Origin of the sequence: Dyella dinghuensis, assembly GCF_003977615.1 — a bacterium.
Lineage (GTDB): Bacteria > Pseudomonadota > Gammaproteobacteria > Xanthomonadales > Rhodanobacteraceae > Dyella_B > Dyella_B dinghuensis.
The window spans coordinates 341,592-366,421 of record NZ_RYZR01000002.1 but is presented as its reverse complement, the minus strand read 5'-3'; the positions used below and the strand labels follow the sequence as shown (position 1 = coordinate 366,421).

The 24,830-nt window shown below is 59.8% G+C and carries 22 protein-coding genes and 3 tRNA genes; 8 read left to right on the top strand and 17 right to left on the bottom strand.

The window, feature by feature from the left end; all coding sequences use genetic code 11:
• Nucleotides 1–46 precede the first annotated feature (46 nt).
• Complete coding sequence (locus tag EKH79_RS02735; RefSeq protein WP_126672244.1) at nt 47–799, bottom strand: 3-keto-disaccharide hydrolase; 753 nt, start codon at nt 797–799, stop codon at nt 47–49.
• A 278-nt stretch (nt 800–1,077) separates the two neighbouring features.
• Between EKH79_RS02735 and EKH79_RS02730 the strand changes: the two genes are divergently transcribed.
• Nucleotides 1,078–1,635, top strand: a complete 558-nt coding sequence (locus tag EKH79_RS02730; protein WP_126672243.1) for a carboxymuconolactone decarboxylase family protein — start codon at nt 1,078–1,080, stop codon at nt 1,633–1,635.
• A gap of 137 nt (nt 1,636–1,772) precedes the next feature.
• On the top strand, nt 1,773–2,606 hold the full coding sequence (locus tag EKH79_RS02725) for a helix-turn-helix domain-containing protein (protein ID WP_126672242.1): 834 nt from the start codon (nt 1,773–1,775) through the stop codon (nt 2,604–2,606).
• Between the two features lie 63 nt (nt 2,607–2,669).
• Here EKH79_RS02725 and EKH79_RS02720 read toward each other — a convergent pair.
• The 11 genes from EKH79_RS02720 to EKH79_RS02670 form a co-directional block, all read right to left on the bottom strand.
• Nucleotides 2,670–2,743: transfer RNA gene (locus EKH79_RS02720), tRNA-Cys, on the bottom strand.
• Nucleotides 2,744–2,823: 80 nt separating this feature from the next.
• Nucleotides 2,824–2,899, bottom strand: a tRNA-Gly gene (locus EKH79_RS02715).
• Between the two features lie 147 nt (nt 2,900–3,046).
• Nucleotides 3,047–3,122 (bottom strand) — tRNA-Gly (locus tag EKH79_RS02710).
• 37 nt (nt 3,123–3,159) lie between these two features.
• Nucleotides 3,160–3,774, bottom strand: a complete 615-nt coding sequence (pgsA, locus tag EKH79_RS02705) for a CDP-diacylglycerol--glycerol-3-phosphate 3-phosphatidyltransferase (RefSeq protein ID WP_126672241.1) — start codon at nt 3,772–3,774, stop codon at nt 3,160–3,162.
• 57 nt (nt 3,775–3,831) lie between these two features.
• The gene (uvrC, locus tag EKH79_RS02700) at nt 3,832–5,658 is read right to left on the bottom strand and encodes an excinuclease ABC subunit UvrC (RefSeq protein ID WP_126672240.1); all 1,827 of its coding nucleotides are present in this window, start codon (nt 5,656–5,658) and stop codon (nt 3,832–3,834) included.
• A 54-nt stretch (nt 5,659–5,712) separates the two neighbouring features.
• On the bottom strand, nt 5,713–6,177 hold the full coding sequence (locus tag EKH79_RS02695) for a low molecular weight protein-tyrosine-phosphatase (protein WP_233590145.1): 465 nt from the start codon (nt 6,175–6,177) through the stop codon (nt 5,713–5,715).
• The gene (kdsB, locus tag EKH79_RS02690; protein ID WP_126672239.1) at nt 6,174–6,953 is read right to left on the bottom strand and encodes a 3-deoxy-manno-octulosonate cytidylyltransferase; all 780 of its coding nucleotides are present in this window, start codon (nt 6,951–6,953) and stop codon (nt 6,174–6,176) included. The genes EKH79_RS02695 and kdsB overlap by 4 nt, the downstream gene beginning before the upstream one ends.
• A 55-nt stretch (nt 6,954–7,008) precedes the next feature.
• Nucleotides 7,009–8,325: a 3-phosphoshikimate 1-carboxyvinyltransferase gene (gene aroA, locus EKH79_RS02685; protein ID WP_126672238.1), complete on the bottom strand. Its 1,317-nt coding sequence runs from the start codon at nt 8,323–8,325 to the stop codon at nt 7,009–7,011.
• Complete coding sequence (gene pheA, locus EKH79_RS02680; protein WP_126672237.1) at nt 8,322–9,410, bottom strand: prephenate dehydratase; 1,089 nt, start codon at nt 9,408–9,410, stop codon at nt 8,322–8,324. Before pheA ends, aroA begins: the two co-directional genes overlap by 4 nt.
• Before the next feature lie 91 nt (nt 9,411–9,501).
• The gene (gene serC, locus EKH79_RS02675) at nt 9,502–10,587 is read right to left on the bottom strand and encodes a 3-phosphoserine/phosphohydroxythreonine transaminase (protein ID WP_126672236.1); all 1,086 of its coding nucleotides are present in this window, start codon (nt 10,585–10,587) and stop codon (nt 9,502–9,504) included.
• Nucleotides 10,588–10,677: 90 nt separating this feature from the next.
• Nucleotides 10,678–11,448, bottom strand: a complete 771-nt coding sequence (locus EKH79_RS02670) for an FHA domain-containing protein (RefSeq protein WP_126672235.1) — start codon at nt 11,446–11,448, stop codon at nt 10,678–10,680.
• 99 nt (nt 11,449–11,547) lie between these two features.
• On the opposite strand from EKH79_RS02670, the gene EKH79_RS02665 reads away from it, so the two are divergent.
• Both EKH79_RS02665 and infA read left to right on the top strand, forming a co-directional pair.
• Nucleotides 11,548–11,823 carry a polyhydroxyalkanoic acid system family protein gene (locus tag EKH79_RS02665; RefSeq protein ID WP_126672234.1) on the top strand — a complete coding sequence of 92 codons (276 nt, stop codon included), beginning with the start codon at nt 11,548–11,550 and terminating at the stop codon, nt 11,821–11,823.
• Nucleotides 11,824–11,904: 81 nt separating this feature from the next.
• Nucleotides 11,905–12,123 (top strand): translation initiation factor IF-1, encoded by a 219-nt coding sequence (gene infA, locus EKH79_RS02660; RefSeq protein WP_115476254.1) that lies wholly within the window; start codon nt 11,905–11,907, stop codon nt 12,121–12,123.
• 74 nt (nt 12,124–12,197) lie between these two features.
• Here the strand turns inward: infA and clpA are convergent, their stop codons facing one another.
• Both clpA and clpS read right to left on the bottom strand, forming a co-directional pair.
• Nucleotides 12,198–14,468: an ATP-dependent Clp protease ATP-binding subunit ClpA gene (gene clpA, locus EKH79_RS02655; RefSeq protein ID WP_126672233.1), complete on the bottom strand. Its 2,271-nt coding sequence runs from the start codon at nt 14,466–14,468 to the stop codon at nt 12,198–12,200.
• A 109-nt stretch (nt 14,469–14,577) separates the two neighbouring features.
• Nucleotides 14,578–14,907 carry an ATP-dependent Clp protease adapter ClpS gene (gene clpS, locus EKH79_RS02650; protein ID WP_126672232.1) on the bottom strand — a complete coding sequence of 110 codons (330 nt, stop codon included), beginning with the start codon at nt 14,905–14,907 and terminating at the stop codon, nt 14,578–14,580.
• A 127-nt stretch (nt 14,908–15,034) separates the two neighbouring features.
• Here clpS and EKH79_RS02645 point away from each other — a divergent pair, with 127 nt between their 5' ends.
• Genes EKH79_RS02645 through hflD form a run of 3 tightly spaced genes read left to right on the top strand, consistent with a single transcriptional unit; the run spans nt 15,035 to nt 17,281 of the window.
• Nucleotides 15,035–15,526 (top strand): NUDIX hydrolase, encoded by a 492-nt coding sequence (locus tag EKH79_RS02645; RefSeq protein ID WP_126672231.1) that lies wholly within the window; start codon nt 15,035–15,037, stop codon nt 15,524–15,526.
• Nucleotides 15,523–16,647, top strand: a complete 1,125-nt coding sequence (gene mnmA, locus EKH79_RS02640) for a tRNA 2-thiouridine(34) synthase MnmA (protein WP_126672230.1) — start codon at nt 15,523–15,525, stop codon at nt 16,645–16,647. Before EKH79_RS02645 ends, mnmA begins: the two co-directional genes overlap by 4 nt.
• Before the next feature lie 10 nt (nt 16,648–16,657).
• Nucleotides 16,658–17,281 (top strand): high frequency lysogenization protein HflD, encoded by a 624-nt coding sequence (hflD, locus tag EKH79_RS02635; protein ID WP_126672354.1) that lies wholly within the window; start codon nt 16,658–16,660, stop codon nt 17,279–17,281.
• Between the two features lies 1 nt (nt 17,282).
• On the opposite strand, the gene EKH79_RS02630 is transcribed toward hflD, so the two are convergent.
• Both EKH79_RS02630 and acnB read right to left on the bottom strand, forming a co-directional pair.
• Nucleotides 17,283–18,185: a LysR family transcriptional regulator gene (locus tag EKH79_RS02630; protein WP_126672229.1), complete on the bottom strand. Its 903-nt coding sequence runs from the start codon at nt 18,183–18,185 to the stop codon at nt 17,283–17,285.
• Between the two features lie 220 nt (nt 18,186–18,405).
• The gene (gene acnB / locus EKH79_RS02625) at nt 18,406–21,012 is read right to left on the bottom strand and encodes a bifunctional aconitate hydratase 2/2-methylisocitrate dehydratase (RefSeq protein ID WP_126672228.1); all 2,607 of its coding nucleotides are present in this window, start codon (nt 21,010–21,012) and stop codon (nt 18,406–18,408) included.
• A gap of 394 nt (nt 21,013–21,406) precedes the next feature.
• Here acnB and acnA point away from each other — a divergent pair, with 394 nt between their 5' ends.
• Complete coding sequence (gene acnA / locus EKH79_RS02620; protein WP_126672227.1) at nt 21,407–24,151, top strand: aconitate hydratase AcnA; 2,745 nt, start codon at nt 21,407–21,409, stop codon at nt 24,149–24,151.
• Between the two features lie 188 nt (nt 24,152–24,339).
• Here the strand turns inward: acnA and EKH79_RS02615 are convergent, their stop codons facing one another.
• Nucleotides 24,340–24,777 carry a hypothetical protein gene (locus tag EKH79_RS02615; RefSeq protein ID WP_126672226.1) on the bottom strand — a complete coding sequence of 146 codons (438 nt, stop codon included), beginning with the start codon at nt 24,775–24,777 and terminating at the stop codon, nt 24,340–24,342.
• Nucleotides 24,778–24,830 lie beyond the last annotated feature (53 nt).

Here is a 24,830-nt window from a genome sequence, read left to right as displayed (position 1 = left end):
GAATACGGCTTGAGCTAAAACCTGTTATTTCCGGTAACCGTATTCGTCACAGCTGCCGCAACTTGATATTCCGGAACCAGAGGCGAATCGGCAGATCACCTTTGTCTTCGGTTCCCTGCAACGAAATATGCCCCGTCTTGAAAGTGCCGAAATCCGGCCATTGGGCAAACTTGGTACGAGTAATCAGTTTTCGCCAGTCGTCGTTCCAGAAATAGGTGTCGATCACCTTGTGCCCATTCTGGAAGAACTGGATGTGCCCGTGATCGGCGATGATCTCGAACTGATTCCAATTGCCCGCCTCATGCACGCGTTCGACATCCGATGACATGAGATCGAACAGATCACCCGAGCGTTCGTAAAGAACCTGACTGTCGGGCTTGGTGCAGACCAGATCGGCAATCTGCATCTCCGGGCCTGTTTCGTACGTCTCTCGATACTTGGGCGACTCGTGCACGTAGAACATCACGCCACTGTCTGCACAGGGTGTCATCTTCCACTCCAGCTTCAAATCGAAATTGCTGTATTCGGCATCCGTCACCAGGTCGGCAAAATCTTTCTCGTCACCGGTGCGCGAGCGTTCCAGCATGATGGCGCCATCGTCGATCCTCCAATCTTTGCCGGGCGATTTCTGGAGGTAGGAATGCCAGCCGTCGAAATTCTTTCCGTTGAATAACAACTGCCAACCTTGTGCCTTTTCCTGCGCAGTCAACGTATTGGCTTCTTGCGCGTGGGCCAGCGACGGAACGATGCCGCCAATCAGAACAACAGCGATCACGCTCGCGCATAATTTTTCCAGCATGTTGCATGTCCTTGGCTATATTCGTCAGTTTTTGCGGTTGCTTCGATTATCGGCAGAGAACATAGCAACTTTTGTGAGTTACCCCAATCCGCGGAAAAAAAAGTGTGCCAAATGGGTGCTTACTTGATGTTGGCGCTAGAGCCCGGATCAGCGCTGAAGTAGCCGAGCCCGGAATCGGCCGGCTTATTACCTCTCAGGTAATTGGCGCGCGGTACTCGCATGAATATCTTTCGTATACGCCATCAATTCCGATGCGCTCATTCATCGAGGACATCCCCATGTCAGCCTTCCCCGTTCACACCATCGAATCCGCCCCCGCACAATCCAAGCCGTCGCTCGATGCGCTGGAGAATACGTTTGGCATCATCCCGAATCTTGTCGGTGCCATGGCTACGTCGCCTGTCCTGATTGGCAGCCTGGTCGGACTGTTCGGCAAGGTTCACGGCGGCAGCTTTACCGAAGAGCAAGTTCAAATCGTCTTGCTTACCAATGCCGTCACCAATGCATCTTCCTGGGCCGTGGCATTTCATTCCTTCCTGGCTGTGAAAGAAGGTGTTGATGAGGCGGATGTCGACGCCATTCGCGAACGGCGCACTCCCAAGAATGCGAAGAATGCCGCCCTGTCCACGCTTGCACGGACGCTCATCGAAAAGCGTGGGCATCTCAACGATAAGGATATGTCGGCATTCCTCGACGCCGGTTTCGGCAAGGATCACCTTCTGGAGGTTGTCGGCATCGTCGCCGCATCCACCATCACCAACTACACGGGCAGTGTCACCAACCCGCCGCTGGAAGCAGCATTTCAGGCTTATCGTTGGCAAGCACCGGCAGCCTGAGCCCTTGACTGATCGTCACCGGGAGGCCGCTATTACAAGCGGCCGCTCGGGACAGTTGATCTCTGGGCAACAGGCGCATCTCATATACACGACGACCATCGTTGATATCGTGCGATGCACGTGCAATGGAGAGTCAAATGGGCACTGTTCGTACGAACCAGAAACATCTCCCCGATGAATTGGGGGCACTCCTGCGTCACTGGCGCGAGGTACGTGGCGCCAGTCAGTTGGGTTTGTCGCTGGATGCCGGCATTTCGCAGCGGCACCTGAGCTTTATTGAAAGCGGCCGAAGTGCGCCAAGCCGCCAGACACTGTCCAGCATCGCGCAGTCGCTGGATGTTCCGCTACGCGAGCGAAACGCGATCTTCCTCGCCGCCGGATATGCGCCAGTCTATTCGGAGGCGCCGTGGAATGCGCAGGAGATGCAGGGTATTACCCGCGCACTCGATCGCATGCTTCGCCAGCACGATCCATTTCCCGCCATCGTCATGGATCGCTATTGGAACGTACTGAACACGAACGAATCATCGCCACGTTTTTTTGGATCATTCATCGACATGGCCGCGCGTACCGAGCCGCGCAATATGCTGCATCTCATGTTTGATCCCGACGGCATGCGGCCATTCGTCGTGGATTGGGAAACGGTAGCCAGAAGCCTCATCCAGCGCGTCTATCGCGAAACCGTTGGGCGCGTGCTCGACGAACAAACCAATGCGTTACTCGATGAATTGTTCGCCTACCCCGGTGTTGATGCGTCGTGGCGGCTGCACGGATCGGTCGGATCGGCTCCGAATCTGCCGATGATTCCCATGGCGTTTAATAAAGACGGCACGATTCTTAGCTATTTTTCGATGGTGACCAGTGTTGGCGCACCACAAAGTGTCGCCGCACAAGAGCTTCGCGTCGAATCGATGTTTCCTGCGGATGAGGAAACCGAAGTCTTCCATGGAAAGTGGATGTCACGTAGTTAGGCACGGACTGTCCCTGATACACAAAGAAAAAGCGCCGCAAGGGCGCTTTTTCAACGTTCGCAATGGAGGCCGAGGTCGGAATCGAACCGGCGTACACGGCTTTGCAGGCCGCTGCATGACCACTCTGCCACCCGGCCATTGCTAGGATTCACGATCTTAGCGGATCACGCGTCCCCTAAAAACAAAACCCCGGTTGCGCCGAGGCTTTGCGTGAAACTGGAGCGGGAAACGAGACTCGAACTCGCGACCCCGACCTTGGCAAGGTCGTGCTCTACCAACTGAGCTATTCCCGCATCGGAGCGTGTAACTATAGCAGAATCGCCTGGGATGTGAATAGCCTTCTTGGCTATTTTTCCAGCAAATTAAGCGAGTTGCCGCACTTTCTTAAAGCTTTATATACGACAAGGCCCCGGGCTTTCGCCTGGGGCCTGTCTGGAATCTGGAGCGGGAAACGAGACTCGAACTCGCGACCCCGACCTTGGCAAGGTCGTGCTCTACCAACTGAGCTATTCCCGCATCGGAGCCGCGCATTTTAACGTGTGTAACGGGATCGTCAAGCGTTTCGATCCTGCTGGGGCGTGAGAACCGGGTCGTCCCCATGCAATGCGGGCCACGCGGCACGCAGGTAGTACAGGCCCGACCAGATGGTGAGGATGCCGGCGATCACCAGCAGCCCTTCGCCGATGTGATAGAGCCGCAACGCTTCGGCGTCTTTTTCGTGCTGAAGAATCAGCACGATGAGGGCAAAGATCTGCATTCCCGTTTTCAGTTTGCCGAGAAAGGCCACGCGCACGGTGGCGCGCATTCCGATTTCGGCCATCCACTCGCGCAGCGCGGAAATGCTGATTTCACGTCCGACAATGACTGCCGACGTGATGGCCATAACGATGCCCGACCAATCCCCCTTGTGATCGGCCACCAGCATGAAGAGCGTCACGGCCACCATCAGCTTGTCCGCGACCGGATCGAGAAAGGCGCCGAATTTTGAGGTCAGGTTCAGGCGGCGGGCCAGATAACCATCGAGCCAGTCGGTGACGCCAGCAAGGGCAAACACCACGGCAGCGGTGAGGTTATGGCCTTTGAACGGCAAGTAGAAAACCAGCACCATCACCGGCAGCAACGCTACGCGGAACAGCGTCAGCCACGTGGGCAGGTTGATACGGCGCATGAACCTCTTCCGTTTTCGTCAGTGTCGCATGAGAAGGGATGTTCTGATCAATCGCGATCAGGCGTGCAGTGCGTCATAGATGCGTTCGGCCAGCCCGCGATCAATCCCTTTGACCTGCATTAATTCTTCGACACCCGCAGCCTCGACCCCGGCCAAACCGCCGAATGCCTTGAGGAGTGCCGTGCGGCGACGCGCGCCAACGCCCTGCACGTCTTCCAGCACACTGCGCTCACGGGCCTTTTCGCGGCGCTTGCGGTGACCGCTGATGGCGAACCGGTGCGATTCGTCGCGAACGGCAGCCACCAGATGCAATGCCGGGGAGGTGGATCCGGGATGTATCTCGCGACCGGCGCTGACCAGGATCAGCGTTTCTTCGCCGGCGCGACGCCCCGGGCCCTTGGCGACGCCAATTATTTCGATGCCCGTGATACCCAGATCGCGCAGCACATCGAGCGCCTGATTAACTTGGCCGGTGCCACCATCAATGAGCAGAACATCCGGGCGTACGCCCTCGCCTTCCGCCACCTTGCGGAAACGGCGAGTGAGCGCCTGATGCATCGCTGCGTAATCGTCGCCGGGCGTGATGCCCGCGATATTGAAGCGGCGGTAGTGCGATTTTTCCGGACCTTCCGGACCGAAGACCACGCATGAGGCCACAGTAGCTTCACCGCGGGTGTGGCTGATGTCGAAGCATTCGATGCGGCGCGGCGGTTCGTCGAGGCCCAGCAGGTTTTGCAGATCCTCAAAGCGCGTGCCCAAGGTTTGACGGCTGGCAATGCGCGATGTCAGCGACGCCTGCGCGTTGCGCTCAGCCATCTGCAGGAACTGTGCACGCTCACCGCGTACTCGGGTTTTGATATCGACGGCGTGGCCCGATTGCTGCGCGAGCATTTCGCCGAGAATGCCCATATCGGCAATGTCTTCGCCGAGAATGATTTCGCGCGGCACGGGGCGATCAAGGTAGTACTGCGCGATGAACTGCGCGAGTACGTCGGCAGGCTCGGCGTCGAGCGGAAGACGCGGGAAGAAATCGCGTGTACCCAGACTGATGCCGTTGCGGAAGAACAGCACGCTGACGCACGCGATGCCCGATTCGATGCGGCACGCGACGACGTCCATATCTGCCGTGGCGCCCTGCACGTGGTTTTGCGCGTGCAGCTTGCGCAACGTCGCCACCTGATCGCGCACGGCCGCGGCGCGTTCGAAATTCAGCGATGCGCTGGCCTGCTCCATCGATGTGACGAGCTCATCGATCACTGCGCCGCTGCGGCCTTCCAGAAACATCTCGACATGGCGCACGTCACTACGATAATCGTCCGTCGTGATCAATCCGACACAGGGTCCCGTGCAGCGGCCGATCTGGTATTGCAGGCACGGACGCGAGCGATTGCGAAAAAAGCTGTCCTCGCACTGCCGCACCTTAAAGAGCTTCTGCATGAGATTGAGGCTTTCACGCACGGCAAAGGCGCTAGGGAATGGCCCGAAGTAACGCCCCGGCTGATTGCGGGCGCCGCGATGAAAGGCGAGCCGCGGATATTCTTCGTTACCCGAGAGGTAAATGTACGGATAGCTTTTGTCGTCGCGCAGCAGAATGTTGTAGCGCGGCTTGAGCGCCTTGATGAGCTGCGATTCCAGCAGCAGCGCCTCACCTTCGGTACGCGTGATGGTGATCTCGCAGCGCGCAATCTGCGCCACCATGGCCGCAATGCGCGGCTCCATGCGGGGCTTGAGGAAATAACTGCTGACGCGCTTTTTTAGATTGCCGGCCTTGCCGACGTACAACAACTCGCCGGCCTCGTCGAAGTAACGATAGACGCCAGGCGACGTGGTGAGTGTGCGAACAAAGGCCTTGCCATCGAAGGCCTGCGAAGGAGCGGGCTGCATGAGGTAATTCTAGCCCGTTTGGTGCGATTCTTATGCCCTTGGGCGGGCGCGTATTCAGCCGTGGCGCAGGCGTTCGATCAAGCCCTGCACGCCCTGCTCCGCGAGGATGACCGAATCGGCGAAACCGGCGCGTTCGCCATAGTATGGATCGGGAAATTCCAGCGGCGACGGCAGACCGGACCATTCCAGAAACAAGGCCGAGCGGTCGCTGGAAGCCGAGCCGGATACACGCTGCATCTCGCTGAGATTGTCCCGATCCATGGCGAGCAGAAGATCGTAGCGGTCAAAATCCGTCGACCGCAGTTGTCGGGCGCGATGACGATCGAGGTTGTAACCCGCGGATGCGGCGGCCTCCCGCATGCGTGGATCGGCCGCTTCACCCGCATGCCAGCCACCCGTGCCGCATGATGCAACCTCGACCTGCAATCCCGCATCAGCGAGATGCTTGCGCGCCACCGCCTCGACCAATGGCGAGCGGCAGATATTGCCCATGCACACGAACAAAATGGTCTGAATCATAGGTGCTGCTGATTCAACCAAGCTTCGGCGCGGTGAACATCGTCTTCGGTATCGATGCCTGGCGGGAAAGGCTCGGGTGTGAGGCGCGCGGCAATGGGATAGCCGTGTTCCAGCACGCGCAGTTGTTCGAGCGATTCGGCTTGTTCCAGTGGCGTGCGCGACAAACCGGTGTAGGTCTGCAGGAATCCCGCGCGATAGGCATAGATGCCGATGTGCCGAAGAAACGGCAGCCCTGCAGGCAGCGCGTCTTTGCTGGTAGCGAATGCATCGCGCGCCCAAGGGAGTGGCGAGCGGCTGAAATATAGTGCGCGACCGTTCGATGCACGCACAAGCTTCACGACGTTGGGGTCGAAGAGTTCGTATGCATCGGTGATCGGTGTGGCGAGTGTCGCCATGGGCGCATCGTCCTCAGCCAGCGCGCGTGCGACTTCGCGAATGCCTGCAGGCGGAGCAAAGGGTTCGTCACCTTGCAGGTTGACGACGATGGCATCGGCGGCCCAGCCGTAGTGCGCGGCGCATTCGGCGAGACGATCGCTGCCGGATGCGTGATCGCCGCGCGTCATGCACACGTCGACGCCCTGCCCCTGCAAGGCATCGGCAATGCGCTGATCGTCGACCGCCACCACCACTTGCGACGCTCCTGCCATCAACGCTCGCTGCGCGACACGCACGACCATCGGAATGCCGCCGATGGAACGCAACGGCTTGGCAGGCAGACGCGTCGAACCGTAACGCGCGGGAATGGCGACGATGAAACTGGGCGGAGTGGCTGACATGGCGGCCTCGATGCGGACGCGCGCAAGCGTACCTGTTACGGCGTCCGCAGACGAGTCAGGGTGCCAGCCCTAACGCAAATCCGCAGCTATTGGCCAGTTCCAGGAACCCTGGAAAGGATGTCGCGACGTTGGCGCAATCGCGAATAACCACCTCGCCTTTGGCGACTAACCCAGCGGCGGCGAAGCTCATGGCGATACGGTGATCGCCGTGGCTATCGACCGCTCCGGCCTCGATCGCGCCGCCGTCGATGATCGCGCCATCCGGCGTTTCTTCGATACGCACCCCCAACGCCCGAAGGCCTGCTGCCATCGTGGCGATGCGATCGGACTCCTTGACGCGCAGCTCCGCTGCACCGCGGACGATCGTGCGCCCCTTGGCGATAGCCGCTGCGACGAACAGCGCGGGAAATTCATCGATCATGTCCGGCACCAGCGTTTCGGGCAATTCGATGCCGTGCAATGGCGCGTGACGCACGACGATGTCGCCCACCTTCTCGCCGCCGCTCTCGCTTTGCTTTTCGATCTGGATATCGGCGCCCATCAAACGCAGGGCCTCAAGCAATCCCGTACGCCGTGGATTGAGACCGACTGCGGGCAGACGCACGATCGAGCCGGGAACGATGCTAGCTGCGACCAGAAAAAATGCCGCCGAGGAAAAGTCGGCCGGCACCACTACGCCTGTCGCCTTCAGACGATGACCGCCTTCCAGCTTCGCACGTCCGGGTGAAAACTCGATCGGCCAGCCAAATGCCGCGAGCATGCGTTCGGTGTAATCGCGAGTGGGATGAGGCTCGATGACTTCGGTAATGCCTTTTGCGTACAAGCCCGCGAGCAGCAACGCCGATTTGATCTGCGCGCTGGCCACTGGCAATTCATAGCGGATGCCATGCAATGTCTTGCCGCCATGGACGTGCAGCGGTGGCAAGCCATCGAGCGTGTCGATCTGCGCGCCCATCTTGGTCAGCGGATCGGTAACGCGGCGCATCGGACGCTTGGATAGCGATTCGTCGCCAATCAGGGTGCTGTCAAATGCCTGACCTGCAAGCAAGCCGGTAAGCAAGCGCATGCCCGTTCCCGCGTTGCCACAATCGAGCGGCTTGGAAGAGCCGCGCAAGCCATGCAAACCGACACCACGTACCACGCGTTCACCGGCCGAGGGCGATTCGATGGAAACGCCTAACTGCGCGAGCACGGCAGCCGTTGCGCGAGTGTCTTCGCCTTCAAGAAATCCGCGGATGTGCGACGTGCCTTCGGCGATAGCCGACAGCATCATCGAACGATGGGACACCGACTTGTCGCCCGGCACGACGACATCGCCATGAAGCGCACCGGCGGGGTGGCTGATCCAATCCAAACGTTGCACACCGCTCACGGCAAAGCTACCGGGTAGGAACCGAGAACACGCACTTGCTCTGCGACAGGCCCCATGTCTTTCAGCGCGGCCTGCAGCGACTCATCGTCGATATGGCCGGAGACATCGATAAAGAACGCGTACTGCCACTTACCGGTGTGCGCAGGGCGCGATTCGATGCGGTTCATGCTGACATTGCGTTTGGCAAAGGGACTCAACACATCGTAAAGCGCGCCAGGTTTGTCGTTCACGGTGATCAGCAACGATGTGCGATCGTTGCCCGAAGGCGGGAACAGCGAGCGCCCGATGACGAGAAAGCGCGTCGTATTATCGGCGCGATCTTCAATCGCATCAGCCACAGTCTTAAGGCCGTAGACCTTTCCGGCAGCGGCGCCTGCAATAGCGGCGGCATCATCGGTATGACGCGCCAGACGTGCACCTTCCGCATTGCTGCTTACCGCAATGCATTCGGCACTCGGCAAATTGACGCGCAGCCATGTCTTGCACTGTTGCAGCGATTGCGCGTGACCATAGACGCGCTTGATGCCTTCCAGCGATTCGCGCTGCGATAGCAGGCATTGATGGACGCGCAGCTCTACTTCGCCGCAGATGCGCGCTTCGGAGGTAAGGAACAAATCCAGCGTGATCTGGATCATGCCTTGTCCGGAATTTTCCACCGGCACGACGCCAAAGTCGGCGTGACCTGCAGCGACTTCCTGAAACACTTCTTCGATGCTGCCAAGAGGCAAGCCATAAGCGGCATGACCGAAGTGCTTGCGCACGGCCTGCTCGCTGAACGTGCCTTCCGGACCGAGGTAACCGACCTTGAGTGGATCTTCTTGCGCGAGACAGGACGACATGATTTCGCGGAACAATCGCACCATTTCCGTATCCGAAAGCGGACCGTGGTTGCGGTCGACCACCATGCGAAGCACATGTGCTTCGCGCTCGGGTCGATAGTAATCGATGGCTGAAAGCCCCTCGCCTTTCACGCGGGCCACTTCGCGTGCCCAGTTGGCGCGTTCGGAGATCAGTTCCTGGATCTGCCGGTCGATGCTGTCGATGCGGTCACGCACCTGCGTCAGCGATGACTTGGGGTCGTTCATGATTTGGATGTCCAAGCGTAAAGAAGTCTGATTTCAAACGGCATAGTGCCTGAAATCGGCCAGAAAGTCCGTATCTGGCGGGAGTTGCGGGTCAGCCGTGTCGCTGGGAAAAGTCGCGCATGAATGCAATAAGCGCTTCGACGGCTTCGTAAGGTACGGCGTTGTAGAGCGAGGCCCGCATGCCACCGATTGCCTTGTGCCCTTTCAATGCCATCAGGCCGGCGGCTTCCGATTCCTGCAAAAACGCGGCATCGAGAGCGCTGTCATGCAGTGTAAACGGCACATTCATACGCGAACGTACGGGAGTATCGATGGGATTACTGTAGAAGCCGCCGGAGTTATCGATAGCCGCATACAGCGCGCTGGATTTCTTGCGGTTTTCCTCAGCCATGGCGCTCAAGCCGCCACGCTCCTTCAACCATTCGAACGTGAGGCCGGCGAGATACCAACCCCACGTATTGGGTGTGTTGAGCATGGAATCGTTCGCCGCGTGTTCGGCGTAACGAAAGATGCGAGCCATTGGCCGAACGGGCCGTTCAAGTAAGTCTCGGCGGATGATGATCAGCACCAAGCCGGACGGCCCGATATTTTTCTGCGCGCCGGCGTAAATCAAACCAAAGCGGCTGACATCGATAGGACAAGAAAGAATGTCGGACGACATGTCCGCGACCAGCGGGACGCTGCCGACATCGGGCGCGTCCTGAAACTCCACGCCGTGGATGGTTTCATTTGTAGCGATATGCACATAAGCCGCGCCGGGATTCAGCTTCCACCACTCGCGCGGCGGCATGCGCAGATAGTTTTCGGATTTGCTGTTGGCGGCGATGTTCACGCCCACATACGTTGCGGCTTCGCTTGCGGCTTTTTCACTCCAGTGCCCGGTGACGATGTAATCGGCGGTGTCGCCCTCGCCCGCAAGATTCATGGGTATTTGTGCGAAGTGCTGCGTCGCCCCGCCCTGCTCGAACAGCACGGCGTAATCGGATGGAATGTTCATCAGCTCGCGCAAATCCGCTTCGACTTGCGCGGCCATCGCGATAAATCGCTTGCCGCGATGCGATTGCTCCATCACCGAGGCACCGCTGCCGTTCCAGTCGAGCAGCTCGCGCTGCGCACGTTCAAGCACCGGCAACGGAAGTGCCGCCGGACCTGCGCTGAAATTCCATACCCTGCTCACGCGCCGCTTCCCATCTTGGATGACCGATGCATTATGCCGCGCCGCAGCAACACATCGTCAACGGGATGCAAAACGATTGCCTCGTATTTGTCAGAAATGCACGAACAGGAGCACGGCAATACCCAGCGCCAGCACAGCAGCCGTGGCAATCAGCCACCATACTTCGCCGCGCGGACCGGCAGCATCTTCCGGCAACGGCTCGGGTGGCGGTTCTGGCATAACGAATTCGGGCTCGGGTTCGAGTCCCGGGGCATCGATGAGGAAACGGTGGATGCCGATGCCGATCTGATCGCCAGGTAACAGCACCGTTTGCTGCACCACCGTTCCGTTGACGCGCGCCGGATAACGCGCATCGATCGTTTGATCGGTTTCCAGGCAGAGTTTTCCATCGCGCCAGACGATGGCGAGTGTCGCCGTCTCACCTTGCGGTAAATCAAGCGGCATGCGCCCGTGAGGACCCAGTTCGAGACGATCGGCAATCGACAGCACATGCCCCGAAAGCGGGCCAGCGACCGCACGCAACGCGACCGTGCAACGCTCCTGCTCAGGCATTTCCGGAGACGAGCGGCCTTCTGGCGCCTCGTCCGCGCACAGCAACATGCGGCAATCGCCAACGCTGAGCATGTCGCCCGGACGCAGAATCGCTCGCTCACGCACGGGCCGTGCGTTGACGTAGACGCGCGTAGCATCTGGCAATACTTCAAGCACCCAACCGCGACGATCGATCGCGATGCGAAGGTGATGGGCAGCAGCCTGTCCCGCAGCGAGTACCAAGTCGTTATCGGGCTCGCTTCCAACGCGCAACTGCGCCTGGTTCCATGGGAAACCCGCGCGGCTGGATTGGGGAAACTCGATGCGCATGTAGTGACCGACGACGTGACGGCGCGACTCTAACAGAGCGCAGGAACTATCGGCAGCAGTAAGGCTTTATCATGTTCAGCCCGCCGCACGAGTTCGACCATGCCGAGCATCGATATCCGCCGCCCTCATCAACTTTCCCATGACCAGGCACATGCCCTGATCGATCGGGTCGCCGCGCGCATGCGCGAAAAGTTCGAGGTGAAGACAGAGTGGCAGAACGAGACGCTGGCCTTCGAACGGCCGGGAATCAGCGGAAAGATCGCCGTGGGACCCGATGAAATTCACGTCACAGCCCAGCTCGGAATGCTGTTTTCCCCGCTCAAGGGCATGATCGAACAGGAAATTCGACGCAAGCTGGACGAGCACTTCGCTTAACTTTTCTTTGACCCCACCCCAATCCGTGGCATAATCGAGGGCTTACGCGGCCATGGTGGCTTGCGCGCTAACCCGGATCGCATGGCCAAAGACGACGTCATTGAAATGGAAGGCACGGTGGTCGAGACCCTGCCTAACACCATGTTTCGCGTGCAGCTGGAAAACGGCCACATTGTGATTGCCCATATTTCGGGCCGCATGCGCAAGCACTACATCCGTATTCTCACCGGCGACAAGGTCAAGGTGGAGATGACGCCTTACGACCTGACCAAGGGCCGCATCACCTACCGCATGAAGTAAATTGCCTCGCGTGTAAGGTATGAAAAAAGCCGCGCTTCAAGCGCGGCTTTTTGTTTGCTCACTCCCTGGCGAGCTCAGGAGACCGCCGCCGGCACCGGCTCGGCAGCCTCGGTATCGACCTGCAGCTCGCCTTCGCGGACGGTCAGCATGACCTTGCCACCATCGGCCAGCTTGCCGAACAGCAACTCGTCGGCCAGCACACGCTTCACCTTCTCCTGGATGACGCGAGCCATGGGACGCGCACCCATCTGCGGATCGAAACCATGCTCGGCCAGCCAGCGGCGAGCATCGGCGTGGACATCCAGCGCCACATGCTTCTCGCTGAGCTGCGATTCCAGCTCGATCAGGAACTTGTCCACCACGCGGAGAATGTGGTCGAAGTCCAGCGCGTTGAACTGGATGATTGCGTCCAGACGGTTGCGAAACTCCGGTGTGAAGGAACGGCGGATCACTTCCATCGCGTCCATCTGATGATTCTGCTTCACGAAGCCGATACCGCGACGCGATGCCTGCTGCGCGCCCGCGTTGGTAGTCATCACTACCACCACGTTCTTGAAGTTGGCTTCGCGGCCATTGGTATCGGTAAGCACACCGCGATCCATCACCTGCAGCAGGATGTTGAACACATCCGGGTGCGCTTTTTCGATTTCATCCAGCAGCAGTACCGCATGCGGATGCTTGGTGACCGCTTCCGTCAGCAGCCCACCCTGATCGAAACCGACATAGCCCGGAGGTGCGCCAACCAGACGCGAGACCGAATGCGCTTCCATGTACTCGGACATGTCGAAGCGAATCATCTCGATACCCAGCTGCATCCCAAGCTGCTTGGTGACTTCCGTCTTGCCCACGCCCGTGGGGCCGGCAAGCAGGAAGCAGCCGATCGGCTTGGACGGATCGGCAAGACCCGAACGCGCCATCTTGATCGACGCCGCGAGCGCCTCGATGGCCGCGTCCTGACCGAACACCACCATCTTGAGGTTGCGCTCCAGATTCTTGAGCACATCGCGGTCCGACGCCGACACCTGCTTGGCCGGAATACGCGCCATCTTGGCGACGATGTATTCCACTTCCGGCACGTCGACCTTGCCGGTGCGCTGATCGACAGGCAGCAGACGCTGACGCGCGCCCGCTTCGTCGATCACGTCGATAGCCTTGTCGGGCAGCAGACGATCGGGAATGTGCTTCACCGACAGATCCACCGCAGCCTTCAAGGCTTCGGATGTGTAGATGACACTGTGATGCTCTTCGAAGCGCGACTTCAGGCCTTTGAGAATCTCGAAACTCTCGGCCACGGTCGGCTCGACGACGTCGATCTTCTGGAAGCGGCGAGCCAGCGCGCGATCCTTCTCGAAGATGCCGCGGAATTCCTGGAACGTGGTGGAGCCGATGCAGCGCAACTCACCCGATGCGAGCATCGGCTTGATGAGGTTGCTGGCATCCATTGTGCCGCCCGATGCAGAACCCGCACCGATGATGGTGTGGATCTCGTCGATAAACAGAATCGCGCCAGGCTGCTTCTTCAGCTGCCCGATCACTGCTTTGAGGCGCTTCTCGAAGTCGCCGCGATATTTGGTACCGGCGACCAGCGCACCCAGATCGAGCGCCCAGATCGTCGCGTTTTCCAGCACTTCAGGCACTTCACCGTCAACAATGCGCTTCGCCAAGCCTTCAGCCAGCGCCGTTTTACCGACGCCTGCTTCACCGACATAGAGCGGATTGTTCTTGCGACGGCGGCAGAGCACCTGGATGGTGCGTTCGATTTCGTCCTGGCGGCCGATCAGCGGATCGATCTTGCCCTCGAGGGCGAGTTCGTTGAGGTTGGAGGCGTATTCGCTGAGCGGATTGCCCTTGCCTTCGCCGCTCTCTTCCGACTCGCGGTCGCCGCCGGAAATGCCAGACGAAGGTTCATCGCCGATCTTGGCGATGCCATGGGAGATGTAATTGACCACGTCCAGGCGCGTGATCTCCTGCTGATGCAGGAAATACACGGCGTGTGAATCCTTTTCGCCGAAGATCGCGACAAGCACGTTCGCGCCCGTCACTTCTTTGCGACCGGAAGACTGTACGTGATACACGGCGCGTTGAAGCACGCGCTGGAAACCTAGAGTTGGCTGGGTATCGCGCTCGTCGCCGTGCGGAAGTACCGGCACGGTTTCGGCGATGATTTTTTCCAGCTCATGCGTCAGACGCGGAAGATCCGCTCCGCAGGCTCGCAGGGCTCCAAGCGCCGACTGGTTCTCGGTGAGGGCGAGCAACAAATGCTCGACCGTCATGAACTCATGGCGTTGTTCTCGGGCCTGCTTGTAGCACTGGCCTATGGTGACTTCGAGATCCTTGCTGAACATCCGGACCTACTCCACTGCAATTGTTGGGCGGCTTACCGCGTTGAATGCAAGATGGGGGCCAAAAAAGTCTGATCAATATCTCCTTGCGATATAGCGTTTAGCAGACTCTTCAAACCTTTTCCATCGTGCATAACAGAGGATGCTGGTGGGCACGTGAATATTCGTTTACCTGGGTGACCTTTGTCTCGGCCACTTCCCGGGTAAACACCCCGCACACGCCCTTACCGCGGGTATGTACGTGCAACATGATCTGTACGGCTTTCTCCTGGTCCATGCCGAAGAAACTACGCAATACCTCGACCACGAAGTCCATAGGTGTGAAATCGTCATTTAGCAACAAAACCTGAAATAGCGGCGGCCGTGCCACTTCAGGCTTGGATACTTCGACGGTTAGACCATGTCCACCGCCGTGCTGTTCTTGTTCGTTTTCGTTCGCCATGCGTTCCGTTTCGCGCTCGTTCAACTTGATTATACGCCGAGGCAGATTCGGCTCTCGGGCGGCTGCGCTTGAGGTAATGGCACAATACCGCCATTTCCAGTGCCCAACCCCGGGCCGTGATCGTTTCATGACAAAAGCTTCCGACTCCAAGAATGATGTTTGGCGCCCGCACGTCACCGTGGCGTGTGTGGTCGCCGACGGCGACCGTTACCTCATGGTTGAAGAGGAGGTCAGCGGCCGCCTCGCCTACAACCAGCCAGCCGGGCACCTGGATGACCTGGAAAGCCTGGAACATGCCGCCGTGCGCGAAACGCGCGAGGAGACCGGCTGGACGGTGGCCCTGACCCACCTGGTGGGCGTGCACCAGTGGCGCAGCAGCGAACATGGCGACGTGGTGGTCCGCTTTACCTACGCCGCGAATCCGGTCAGCCACGATCCGGGCCAACCGCTGGATTCGGGCGTTCGCCGGGCGCTCTGGCTCACTCGCCGCGAGATTGCGGACCTGGGCGAGCGCCTGCGCAGCCCCATGGTGCTGATGAGCATCGACGACTGGCTGGCCGGCCAACGGCTGCCGCTGTCGATCGTCGGCAACCTGATGCCGGACGGCGGCGTGCCATGAAAGTGATGCTGGGCGTTTCCGGGGGCGTCGACTCCTCGGTCGCCGCCCTGCTCCTGCAGCAGGCCGGTCATGAGGTCGAAGGCCTGTTCATGCAGAACTGGGAGGAGGACGACCGCAGCGGCCCCTGCACGACCGACACGGACCGCAAAGATGCCGTGGCCGTCTGCGGCCGGCTGGGCATTCCGTTCTACTCCCGCAACTTCGCGGCTGAGTACTGGGATGGTGTGTTCGAGCACTTCCTCGCCGAATATCGCGCTGGCCGCACGCCTAATCCGGATGTGCTGTGCAATCGCGAGATCAAGTTCAAGACATTTCTGGATGAAGCCCGCGCGCTGGGTGCGGAGAAAATCGCCACCGGTCATTACGCGCGCGTGGACGAGTTCGATGGACGCTTCCGCCTGCTTCGTGCTGTCGACACGAGCAAGGATCAAACCTATTTCCTGCACGCGATCGGTCAGCAGCAGCTTGCATCCACGCTGTTTCCGGTCGGCGAAATCGAAAAAACACGCGTGCGCGAGATCGCGCGTGACGCAGCATTGCCGACGCATGCGAAAAAAGATTCCACCGGCATCTGCTTCATCGGTGAGCGCGATTTCCGGGAATTTCTGTCGCAGTACATCCCTGCCCGGCCGGGCGACATGCGCAGTCCCGATGGCCGTTTGATCGGTGAGCATCAGGGCGTGATGTATTACACGCTGGGCCAGCGCAACGGGCTCGGCATCGGCGGTCGTACGGACGCAGGCGGCGAACCGTGGTACGTGGTGGGGAAGGATGTCGCCACTAACGTGCTGTATGTTGCGCAGGGCGGCGAGAACCAATGGCTGCATTCGCAGCGGCTGGTCGCCGAATCGTCCACGTGGATCAGCGGAAAGGCGCCAGCCACAGAATTCCGCTGTACCGCCAAGACCCGTTATCGCCAGCCCGATCAGGCTTGCGTGGTCTCCTTACACAAAGATCAGGTAGAAGTGCGGTTTGACGATCCGCAGCGCGCGGTGACGCCGGGACAGTCCGTCGTGTTCTACGACGGACAGGAGTGTCTCGGCGGTGCCGTGATCTCCGCGACCGATGCCGCCTTTGGCGGTTTACACAACGAGGCAACTAGAGTGACAGCACGTGTTTGAAGCTTTTGCGATCAATGAAGAACGCGTTCTGGCACTCGCCGGATTGTTCCAGGCATCCGCCCTGGCCCATCAGCTTGCCAACGAAGGGCGCTGCGATGAGTTGGCGCTCGACGCCAGCATGGCGAGCGTGTTTCGCATCGACTCACCATCGGTCGTAGGCGTGTACGGCAGCGTCTCCGGCGTCCGCCTGGGCCTGCGCACGCTGATCGCGCAACTGGACGAGAACAGCCGCGACATGGCGATAACACGCATGGTTGTAACGGTGATGCGCCTGGAGCGTAGCTTGGGGCGCCACAAGGACCTGCTTGAAGAATTGCAGCAAGGCATCGTGGCTGCGAAGCGTCAGGTAGACCACTTCGGTCAAAACTCACCACAAGTCTTTAGTCGCATGGCTGAACTTTATGCGGGCACGCTCTCGACATTGCGCCCGCGCGTGATGGTGACGGGCAATCCGCAATGGTTGCAGCAACCGGCACTCGTGGAACGCGTGCGCACCGCGTTGTTGGCGGCGGTGCGCTCTGCCGTGTTGTGGCGACAGGTCGGTGGCCGTCAGTGGCAACTGCTGATGCATCGTCGTCAATGCAGCATGCTGGCGCGCGGATTGCTCACTGGCACCACGCTCGACAATCGCTGATTTACTTTCCCACGTCGATCACACGCAGGCCCGGCCGTTGGCGTGCCAGGCGGCGCAGCAGATCGGCAAAAGCCTGCAGCTCGACGTGCCAAGGTGACGCCTCGCGCCAATAGAGCGCGATCTCGCGCCCGGTTGCTTCGCCTTTGACCTTTGCGAGCACGATATTCGGCATCGAGGCGAGCCGGTCATGCGCAAGCGCGGGAAATAACGCGTGGCCGCCGCGCAGCGTCACCAGCGCGGCGAGACTTTCCAGACTCACGTCCTGCACATAGCCTTTTTCATCGGCGTGACTTTCCGCCATGAGAATGGCTTCGCCATCGTCGAGCTGATCCAGCGAAATCGTGCGTTTACCGGCGAGTGGATGATCTGCACGCAACATGACTTCCCAAGGTTCAAAGAACAACGGGCGCACGGCGATGCCGCTGACTGCAGTCGTTGGCGGTGCGAGCACCGCATCGAGCTCGCCTTCCTGCAGACGGCGCAACAAGCCGCGTGGCTTTCCTTCGGAAAGACTCAGCTTCGCACCGGGAAAATGCTGCGGGAACGGTGCAATGAGATGAGGCAAGAGATAAGGGCCCAACGTCGCGAGCACGCCTAATCGCAACTCGCCGCCAAACGCCGTTTCGCCGGCACGCGCCGCTTGCTGCAGATGTTCGGCAGCCAGCAGCACGGCATCGATCTGTTCCAGCAAACGCTGACCGCCCGCCGTCGGTACAACGCGGCGGCCGCCGCGCTCGAACAAAGGTGCGCCGAGCGCCTGCTCCACTTTCTGCACTTGATGCGACAAACCCGACGGACTGATATGCATCGCCCGCGCCGCACTGTTGAAGCTCCCATACCGGCGCACGGCCTGCACCAAAATCAGGTCGCGTAGCGAAACTACCGATAAGTGGGTGGAAATCATCCGTGTGCCTGCCATTGCCGCTTTCGCCAAGCATAAACGACGAAGCCCGGCACAAGGCCGGGCTTCGTTTTTTAAGCCCCTCTCCCATTGGGAGCGGGGTTTGGGGTGAGGGTACGATCGGAGCGTACCAACACAAGCTTGCGTGAGAACTCAACATCGCGCTTCGCCCGAACCCTCACCTCTACCCCTCTCCCAACGGGAGAGGGGAAAAGGCGCGTGCTTATGCTTCGACGGTATCGGCGACTTGCTTGAAGTCCTGGATCTTGTCGAAGTTCATGTACTGATAAATCTTGTCGCCATTGGCATTGATCACGCCGATGTCGGTCATGTACTCCTGCTTGCTCGGAATGCGGCCAAGACGCGAGCAGATGGCAGCCAGTTCGGCCGAACCCAGGTACACGTTGGTGTTCTTGCCCAGACGGTTCGGGAAGTTGCGGGTCGAGGTCGAGAACACCGTCGCACCTTCGCGCGCCTGCGCCTGGTTGCCCATGCACAGCGAGCAGCCCGGCATTTCCATCCGCGCACCGGCCGTACCGAGTACGCCGTAATGACCTTCCTCGGTAAGCTGCTTCTGGTCCATCTTGGTCGGCGGAGCCACCCACAGGCGCGTCGGGATATCGCGCTTGCCTTCCAGCAGTTTCGACGCGGCGCGGAAGTGACCGATGTTGGTCATGCACGAACCGATGAACACTTCGTCGATCGCCGCACCGGCGACGTCTGACAGCGTCTTCACGTCGTCCGGATCGTTCGGGCAGGCCACGATCGGCTCATGCACGTCGGCCAGATCGATCTCGATCACGGCGGCGTATTCGGCATCCGCATCGCGCTCCATCAATTGCGGGCTGGCGAGCCATGCTTCCATCGCCTTGATGCGGCGATGCAGGCTGCGTGCATCCTGATAGCCCTGCGCGATCATGTATTTCAGCAAGGTGATGTTCGAGTTGAGGTACTCGATGATCGGTTCCTTGTTGAGATGCACGGTGCAACCGGCCGCCGAGCGTTCCGCAGACGCATCGGAAAGTTCGAATGCCTGCTCCACCTTCAGATTCGGCAAGCCTTCGATTTCCAGAATGCGGCCGGAGAAGATGTTCTTCTTGCCTTGCTTCGCAACGGTGAGCAGATCCTGCTTGATCGCGTAGAGCGGAATCGCATTGACGAGATCGCGCAGCGTGACGCCCGGCTGCAATTCGCCCTTGAAGCGAACCAGCACCGACTCGGGCATATCCAGCGGCATCACACCCGTAGCAGCGGCAAACGCCACCAGACCGGAACCGGCCGGGAACGAAATGCCGATCGGGAAACGCGTATGGCTATCGCCGCCGGTACCGACGGTATCGGGCAGCAGCATGCGGTTAAGCCACGAGTGGATCACGCCGTCACCCGGGCGCAGGCTGATACCGCCGCGCGTAGAGATAAACGCAGGCAAATCGTGATGCGTCTTCACGTCCACCGGCTTCGGATAAGCAGCGGTGTGGCAGAACGACTGCATGACGAGATCGGCGGAAAAGCCAAGGCATGCGAGATCCTTCAGCTCATCGCGCGTCATCGGGCCAGTCGTATCCTGCGAACCCACCGACGTCATCTTCGGTTCGCAATACGTGCCCGGGCGAACGCCCTTGCCTTCCGGCAGACCGCATGCGCGGCCGACCATCTTCTGCGCCAGTGTGTAGCCCTTGCCGGTATCGGCCGGACTCTGCGGCAGGCGGAACAGATTCGACGGCGGCAAACCGAGCGCTTCACGCGCCTTGCCCGTCAGACCACGGCCGATGATCAACGGAATGCGGCCACCGGCACGCACTTCGTCGAACAGCACGTCGGACTTCACCTGGAATTCGGCGACGACCTTGCCGTTCTTCAGTGCCTTGCCTTCGTATGGGCGCAATTCGATCACGTCGCCCATTTCCATCGCGGAAACGTCGAGTTCGATCGGCAGCGCACCGGCATCCTCCATCGTGTTGTAGAAGATCGGCGCGATCTTGCTGCCCAGACAGACGCCGCCGAAGCGCTTGTTCGGAATGAACGGAATATCTTCGCCCGTCCACCACAGCACGGAGTTGGTGGCGGACTTGCGGCTGGAGCCGGTGCCGACGACGTCGCCCACATAGGCAACGAGGTGACCGGCGTTCTTCAGATCGAGAATCTGCTGGATCGGGCCGCGCTTGCCGTCTTCTTCCGGCTGGAACGGCGCGCCGTCGCGCTTGTTCTTCAGCATGGCCAAGGCGTGCAGCGGAATGTCCGGGCGCGTGGTGGCGTCGGGCGCCGGAGACAGATCGTCGGTGTTGGTTTCGCCCGGCACCTTGAACACGGTGACGGTGAGGCTCTGCGGCACTTCCGGACGGCTGGTGAACCATTCGGCATCGGCCCAGCTTTGCAGCACGGCCTTCGCGTTGGCGTTGCCTTTGTCGGCTTTCTCTTTCACGTCGTGGAAAGAGTCGAACATCAGCAACGTTTTCTTCAACGCATCGGCGGCAATGACGCCGACCTGCGCATCGTCGAGCAGCTCAATCAGCGGATGGATGTTGTAACCGCCCAGCATGGTGCCGAGCAGTTCAGTCGCCTTCTCGCGCGTGATCAGCGCGCACTTCTCGGTACCGAACGCGACGGCGGCGAGATACGACGCCTTGACCTTTGCCGCATCGTCGACACCGGCGGGCACGCGATACGTGATCAGATCGACGAGGAAATGCCTTTCAAGAGCAGCCTCTTCGCCAGCCGGCGGATTCTTCAGCAATTCAACCAGATCGGCGGTCTGCGGGGCCGACAGCGGCAGCGGGGGAATACCCAGCGCAGCGCGCTCGGCGACATGTTGGCGGTAGGCGTTGAGCATGTGATCTCGTCCTTTGGCTGGCAAAACGGAAGCCTCCGCCGATAAAGCGGATACGTCCCGTCGATTCGTTTCGGCATGGCCGCTGCCTGGGCCAGACGCGCCGGAGGGCGTGTCCTTATGCCGTTTCGGGCGTTATTTCAGCTGCATATTTTGCCAGTTGCGGCACGGGCGCCGCAATCCAACAAGGCGTTTCCGCCTGCGTTCGAAATCTTGCAATGTGCTCGTAGCGAAATGCCCCGAAAGTGACTTGCGCCCCCGCCCGGTTGTCCCAAACTTTGCGGTATGCCCAACGTCACAAGGGTCTTCTTGCAATTCCCCTAACGTTTACTGCTCTAGCATTCCCCTGCTTACGCCCCGCGTATCCGCCAGACTTCAAGCAACAGGAGCTATCCCCATGCTGGACTCATTCGCCACCCGCGACACCCTGAAGGTCAACGGCAGCTCGTATCAAATCGCCAGTCTGACCAAGCTCGGCGAGCGCTTCGACATCAAGCGCCTGCCCTATTCGATGAAGATCCTGCTGGAAAACCTGTTGCGACACGAGGATGGGACCAACGTCACCAAGAAGGAAATCGAAGCGGTCGCGAAATGGAACCCCAAGGCGGAGCCGGATACCGAAATTTCTTTCATGCCTGCGCGCGTGGTGCTGCAGGATTTCACCGGCGTGCCGTGCGTGGTCGATCTGGCCGCCATGCGCGATGCGGTGGTGAAGCTCGGTGGCGATGCAAAACAGATCAACCCCCTTGCGCCCGCCGAACTGGTCATTGACCACTCGGTGCAAGTCGACGTGTACGGTTCGGAAGATGCGCTTGAGAAGAATGTCGAGATCGAATTCCATCGCAATCAGGAACGCTACTCATTCCTGCGCTGGGGTCAGAAGGCGTTCAACAACTTCAAGGTCGTGCCGCCGCGTACGGGCATTGTGCATCAGGTGAACCTGGAGCATCTGGCGCGCGTCGTGTTTGCCAAGGAAGTGGATGGCGAGCAGTGGCTGTACCCCGACACCGTGTTCGGCACCGACTCGCACACCACCATGATCAATGGCATCGGCGTGCTCGGCTGGGGCGTGGGTGGTATCGAAGCGGAAGCGGCGATGCTGGGGCAGCCTTCGTCCATGCTGATTCCGCAGGTGGTGGGTTTCAAACTCACCGGCAAGTTATCAGAAGGTGTGACGGCGACCGATCTGGTACTTACCGTCACGCAGATGCTGCGCAAGCTCGGCGTGGTGGGCAAGTTCGTCGAATTCTTTGGCGACGGCCTGAAACATCTGCCGCTGGCCGATCGCGCGACCATTGGCAATATGGCGCCCGAATACGGCGCGACGTGCGGCATTTTTCCGGTCGATCAGGAAGCGTTGAATTACTTGCACTTGTCGGGCCGCAAGGACGATCACATCGCGCTGGTGAAAGCCTATGCACAGGCGCAGGGCCTGTGGCATGACGAGAACACGCCACCGGCCGAATTCACAACGACGCTGGAACTCAACCTTGCCGATGTGAAGCCGTCGCTCGCGGGCCCGAAGCGCCCACAGGATCGTGTGCTGCTGCAGGACGTGAAGAAGAGTTACCACGAAGCCATCGGTGCGCTGACGTCCAATCGCAAATCCAACAACGATGCCGCGAGCTTCCAGAACGAAGGTGGCGGATCCGCCGTCGGCAATCTCGCCAACAATATCTTCAGCACCGGCGTGCGCGTGGACAAGGATGGCGAGAGTTTCCTGCTTGGCGATGGCGCAGTCGTGATCGCGGCGATCACTTCGTGCACCAACACATCCAATCCCGCAGTAATGCTCGGCGCCGGCTTGCTGGCGAAGAAGGCTGCCGCCAAAGGCCTCAAGGCGAAGCCGTGGGTGAAGACATCCATTGGGCCGGGTTCGCTTGTGGTGACCGACTATCTTGAAAAAACCGGATTGCTTAAGGAGCTGGAAAAGGTCGGCTTCTACATCGTGGGCTATGGCTGCACGACGTGCATCGGCAACTCCGGCCCGCTCGCGCCTGAAATCAGCCGAGGCGTTGGCGAAGGCGATCTGGCAGTGGCATCGGTACTTTCCGGCAACCGAAATTTCGAAGGCCGCGTGCATCCCGAAGTGAAGATGAACTACCTCGCTTCGCCGCCACTGGTTGTCGCGTATGCGTTGGCCGGTTCGCTGGATGTCGATCTGTCAAAGGACCCGCTCGGTGAGGACAAAGATGGCAAGCCGGTCTATCTGAAAGACATCTGGCCGAGCAACAAGGAAATCTCCGACATCATCGCCGGTGCGATCAATCCGGAAATGTTCGAGAAAAACTATGCCGATGTGTTCAAGGGCGATAGCCGCTGGAACAAGATCGCCTCGCCGGATGGCTCGGTCTACAAATGGGACGATTCGACCTACATCAAGAACCCGCCCTACTTCGACGGGATGACGATGGAGACCGGCAAGATCGAAGACATCCACGGTGCGCGCGTGCTTGGCCTGTTCGGCGATTCGATCACTACGGACCACATCTCGCCAGCCGGCTCCATCAAAAAGGACAGCCCCGCAGGCCGCTTCCTGATTTCCAAGGGTGTGGAACCGAAGGACTTCAATTCATACGGCTCCCGTCGCGGCAATGACGACGTGATGGTGCGCGGCACCTTCGCCAATATCCGTATCAAGAATTTGATGCTCGATGGCGTGGAGGGCGGTTACACCTTGTACGTGCCGAACGGCGAGCAGTTGGCGATCTACGATGCGGCGATGAAATACAAAGCCGACAAGACGCCGCTGATCGTGATTGCGGGCAAGGAATACGGCACCGGCTCGTCGCGCGATTGGGCGGCAAAGGGCACGCTGCTCCTGGGCGTTAAAGCGGTGATTGCCGAAAGCTTCGAGCGCATTCACCGCTCCAACCTTGTCGGCATGGGCGTGCTGCCGTTGCAGTTCAAGGATGGTGAGAGCGCCAAATCGCTTGGCCTCACGGGCAAGGAAACGTTCGAGATTACCGGGCTCAAAGACGGTGAGTCGAAGGAAGCGACCGTGGTTGCCAAGGGCGATGGTGGCGAGAAGAAATTCACGGTCAAGGTGTTGTTGCTGACGCCGAAGGAGCGCGAGTTCTTCCGTCATGGCGGCATTTTGCAGTACGTGCTGCGTCAGCTGGCCGGCAAGAAAGCCGCATGATGCGAGAAGCCCCTCTCCCGTCGGGAGAGGGGTTGGGGTGAGGGTTCGATTGGAACGCGACGCCAAAGACTCACGCAAGAAATCAATATCACGCTTCGCCCGCACCCTCACCCGCCTGCCGGCACCGTCTCCCGGGGGGGAGAGGGATTCACTTGGTACAACTCGTAATTATTGCTTTGGTGAAGTATCTAAAGCTGTTGCGTCCAGGTGGCTTCGTAACAACGCCAGTCGCGGCCATCCTTGCGCCACGCGGCCTCCACTTTGTACACACCCAGCTGAGCGGGAAACACTTTGCCGCCGCTGGTGAGCGTTACGGTGAAATCGGCAACGTATCGCTCGCCTCGTTTCTCGACATCGACCGGCCCCACCACCACGTGCAAGGTTTCACCGCGCAATCGCGCCACGCGCAACACATTGGCAATGTCCTGCCGCGACATGACGCCACTGTTGCCGTCGAAATCGTCCGTCAATTGCTCGGACAGCGCCGAGGCGTCCGCCCGCTCTGTCGCCTGAACAGCCGCGTCGATGGATTGCCGAATCCGCTTCTCGTCCGGCGTGCGGTGGTACACAAGCAGGCCTATTACTACACCGAGCAACAGGACGGCGATGCGGGTGGTCAGCTTCATGGTTGGCCTGTCCGGTTCTCGTTGCGGCGCGGCTTGCCGCTATACGCGGGCGT

What these genes read in the sequence shown, in the direction of transcription:
- EKH79_RS02695 (WP_233590145.1), bottom strand. Translation starts at nt 6,177, where the DNA reads ATGATTCAGACCATTTTGTTCGTGTGCATGGGCAATATCTGCCGCTCG.
- infA (WP_115476254.1), top strand. Translation starts at nt 11,905, where the DNA reads ATGGCCAAAGACGACGTCATTGAAATGGAAGGCACGGTGGTCGAGACC.
- kdsB (WP_126672239.1), bottom strand. Translation starts at nt 6,953, where the DNA reads ATGTCAGCCACTCCGCCCAGTTTCATCGTCGCCATTCCCGCGCGTTAC.
- EKH79_RS02730 (WP_126672243.1), top strand. Translation starts at nt 1,078, where the DNA reads ATGTCAGCCTTCCCCGTTCACACCATCGAATCCGCCCCCGCACAATCC.
- acnA (WP_126672227.1), top strand. Translation starts at nt 21,407, where the DNA reads ATGCTGGACTCATTCGCCACCCGCGACACCCTGAAGGTCAACGGCAGC.
- clpS (WP_126672232.1), bottom strand. Translation starts at nt 14,907, where the DNA reads ATGGCGAACGAAAACGAACAAGAACAGCACGGCGGTGGACATGGTCTA.
- pgsA (WP_126672241.1), bottom strand. Translation starts at nt 3,774, where the DNA reads ATGCGCCGTATCAACCTGCCCACGTGGCTGACGCTGTTCCGCGTAGCG.
- EKH79_RS02735 (WP_126672244.1), bottom strand. Translation starts at nt 799, where the DNA reads ATGCTGGAAAAATTATGCGCGAGCGTGATCGCTGTTGTTCTGATTGGC.
- EKH79_RS02645 (WP_126672231.1), top strand. Translation starts at nt 15,035, where the DNA reads ATGACAAAAGCTTCCGACTCCAAGAATGATGTTTGGCGCCCGCACGTC.
- EKH79_RS02670 (WP_126672235.1), bottom strand. Translation starts at nt 11,448, where the DNA reads ATGCGCATCGAGTTTCCCCAATCCAGCCGCGCGGGTTTCCCATGGAAC.
- EKH79_RS02630 (WP_126672229.1), bottom strand. Translation starts at nt 18,185, where the DNA reads ATGATTTCCACCCACTTATCGGTAGTTTCGCTACGCGACCTGATTTTG.
- EKH79_RS02665 (WP_126672234.1), top strand. Translation starts at nt 11,548, where the DNA reads ATGCCGAGCATCGATATCCGCCGCCCTCATCAACTTTCCCATGACCAG.
- mnmA (WP_126672230.1), top strand. Translation starts at nt 15,523, where the DNA reads ATGAAAGTGATGCTGGGCGTTTCCGGGGGCGTCGACTCCTCGGTCGCC.
- EKH79_RS02615 (WP_126672226.1), bottom strand. Translation starts at nt 24,777, where the DNA reads ATGAAGCTGACCACCCGCATCGCCGTCCTGTTGCTCGGTGTAGTAATA.
- acnB (WP_126672228.1), bottom strand. Translation starts at nt 21,012, where the DNA reads ATGCTCAACGCCTACCGCCAACATGTCGCCGAGCGCGCTGCGCTGGGT.
- uvrC (WP_126672240.1), bottom strand. Translation starts at nt 5,658, where the DNA reads ATGCAGCCCGCTCCTTCGCAGGCCTTCGATGGCAAGGCCTTTGTTCGC.
- pheA (WP_126672237.1), bottom strand. Translation starts at nt 9,410, where the DNA reads ATGAACGACCCCAAGTCATCGCTGACGCAGGTGCGTGACCGCATCGAC.
- EKH79_RS02725 (WP_126672242.1), top strand. Translation starts at nt 1,773, where the DNA reads ATGGGCACTGTTCGTACGAACCAGAAACATCTCCCCGATGAATTGGGG.
- clpA (WP_126672233.1), bottom strand. Translation starts at nt 14,468, where the DNA reads ATGTTCAGCAAGGATCTCGAAGTCACCATAGGCCAGTGCTACAAGCAG.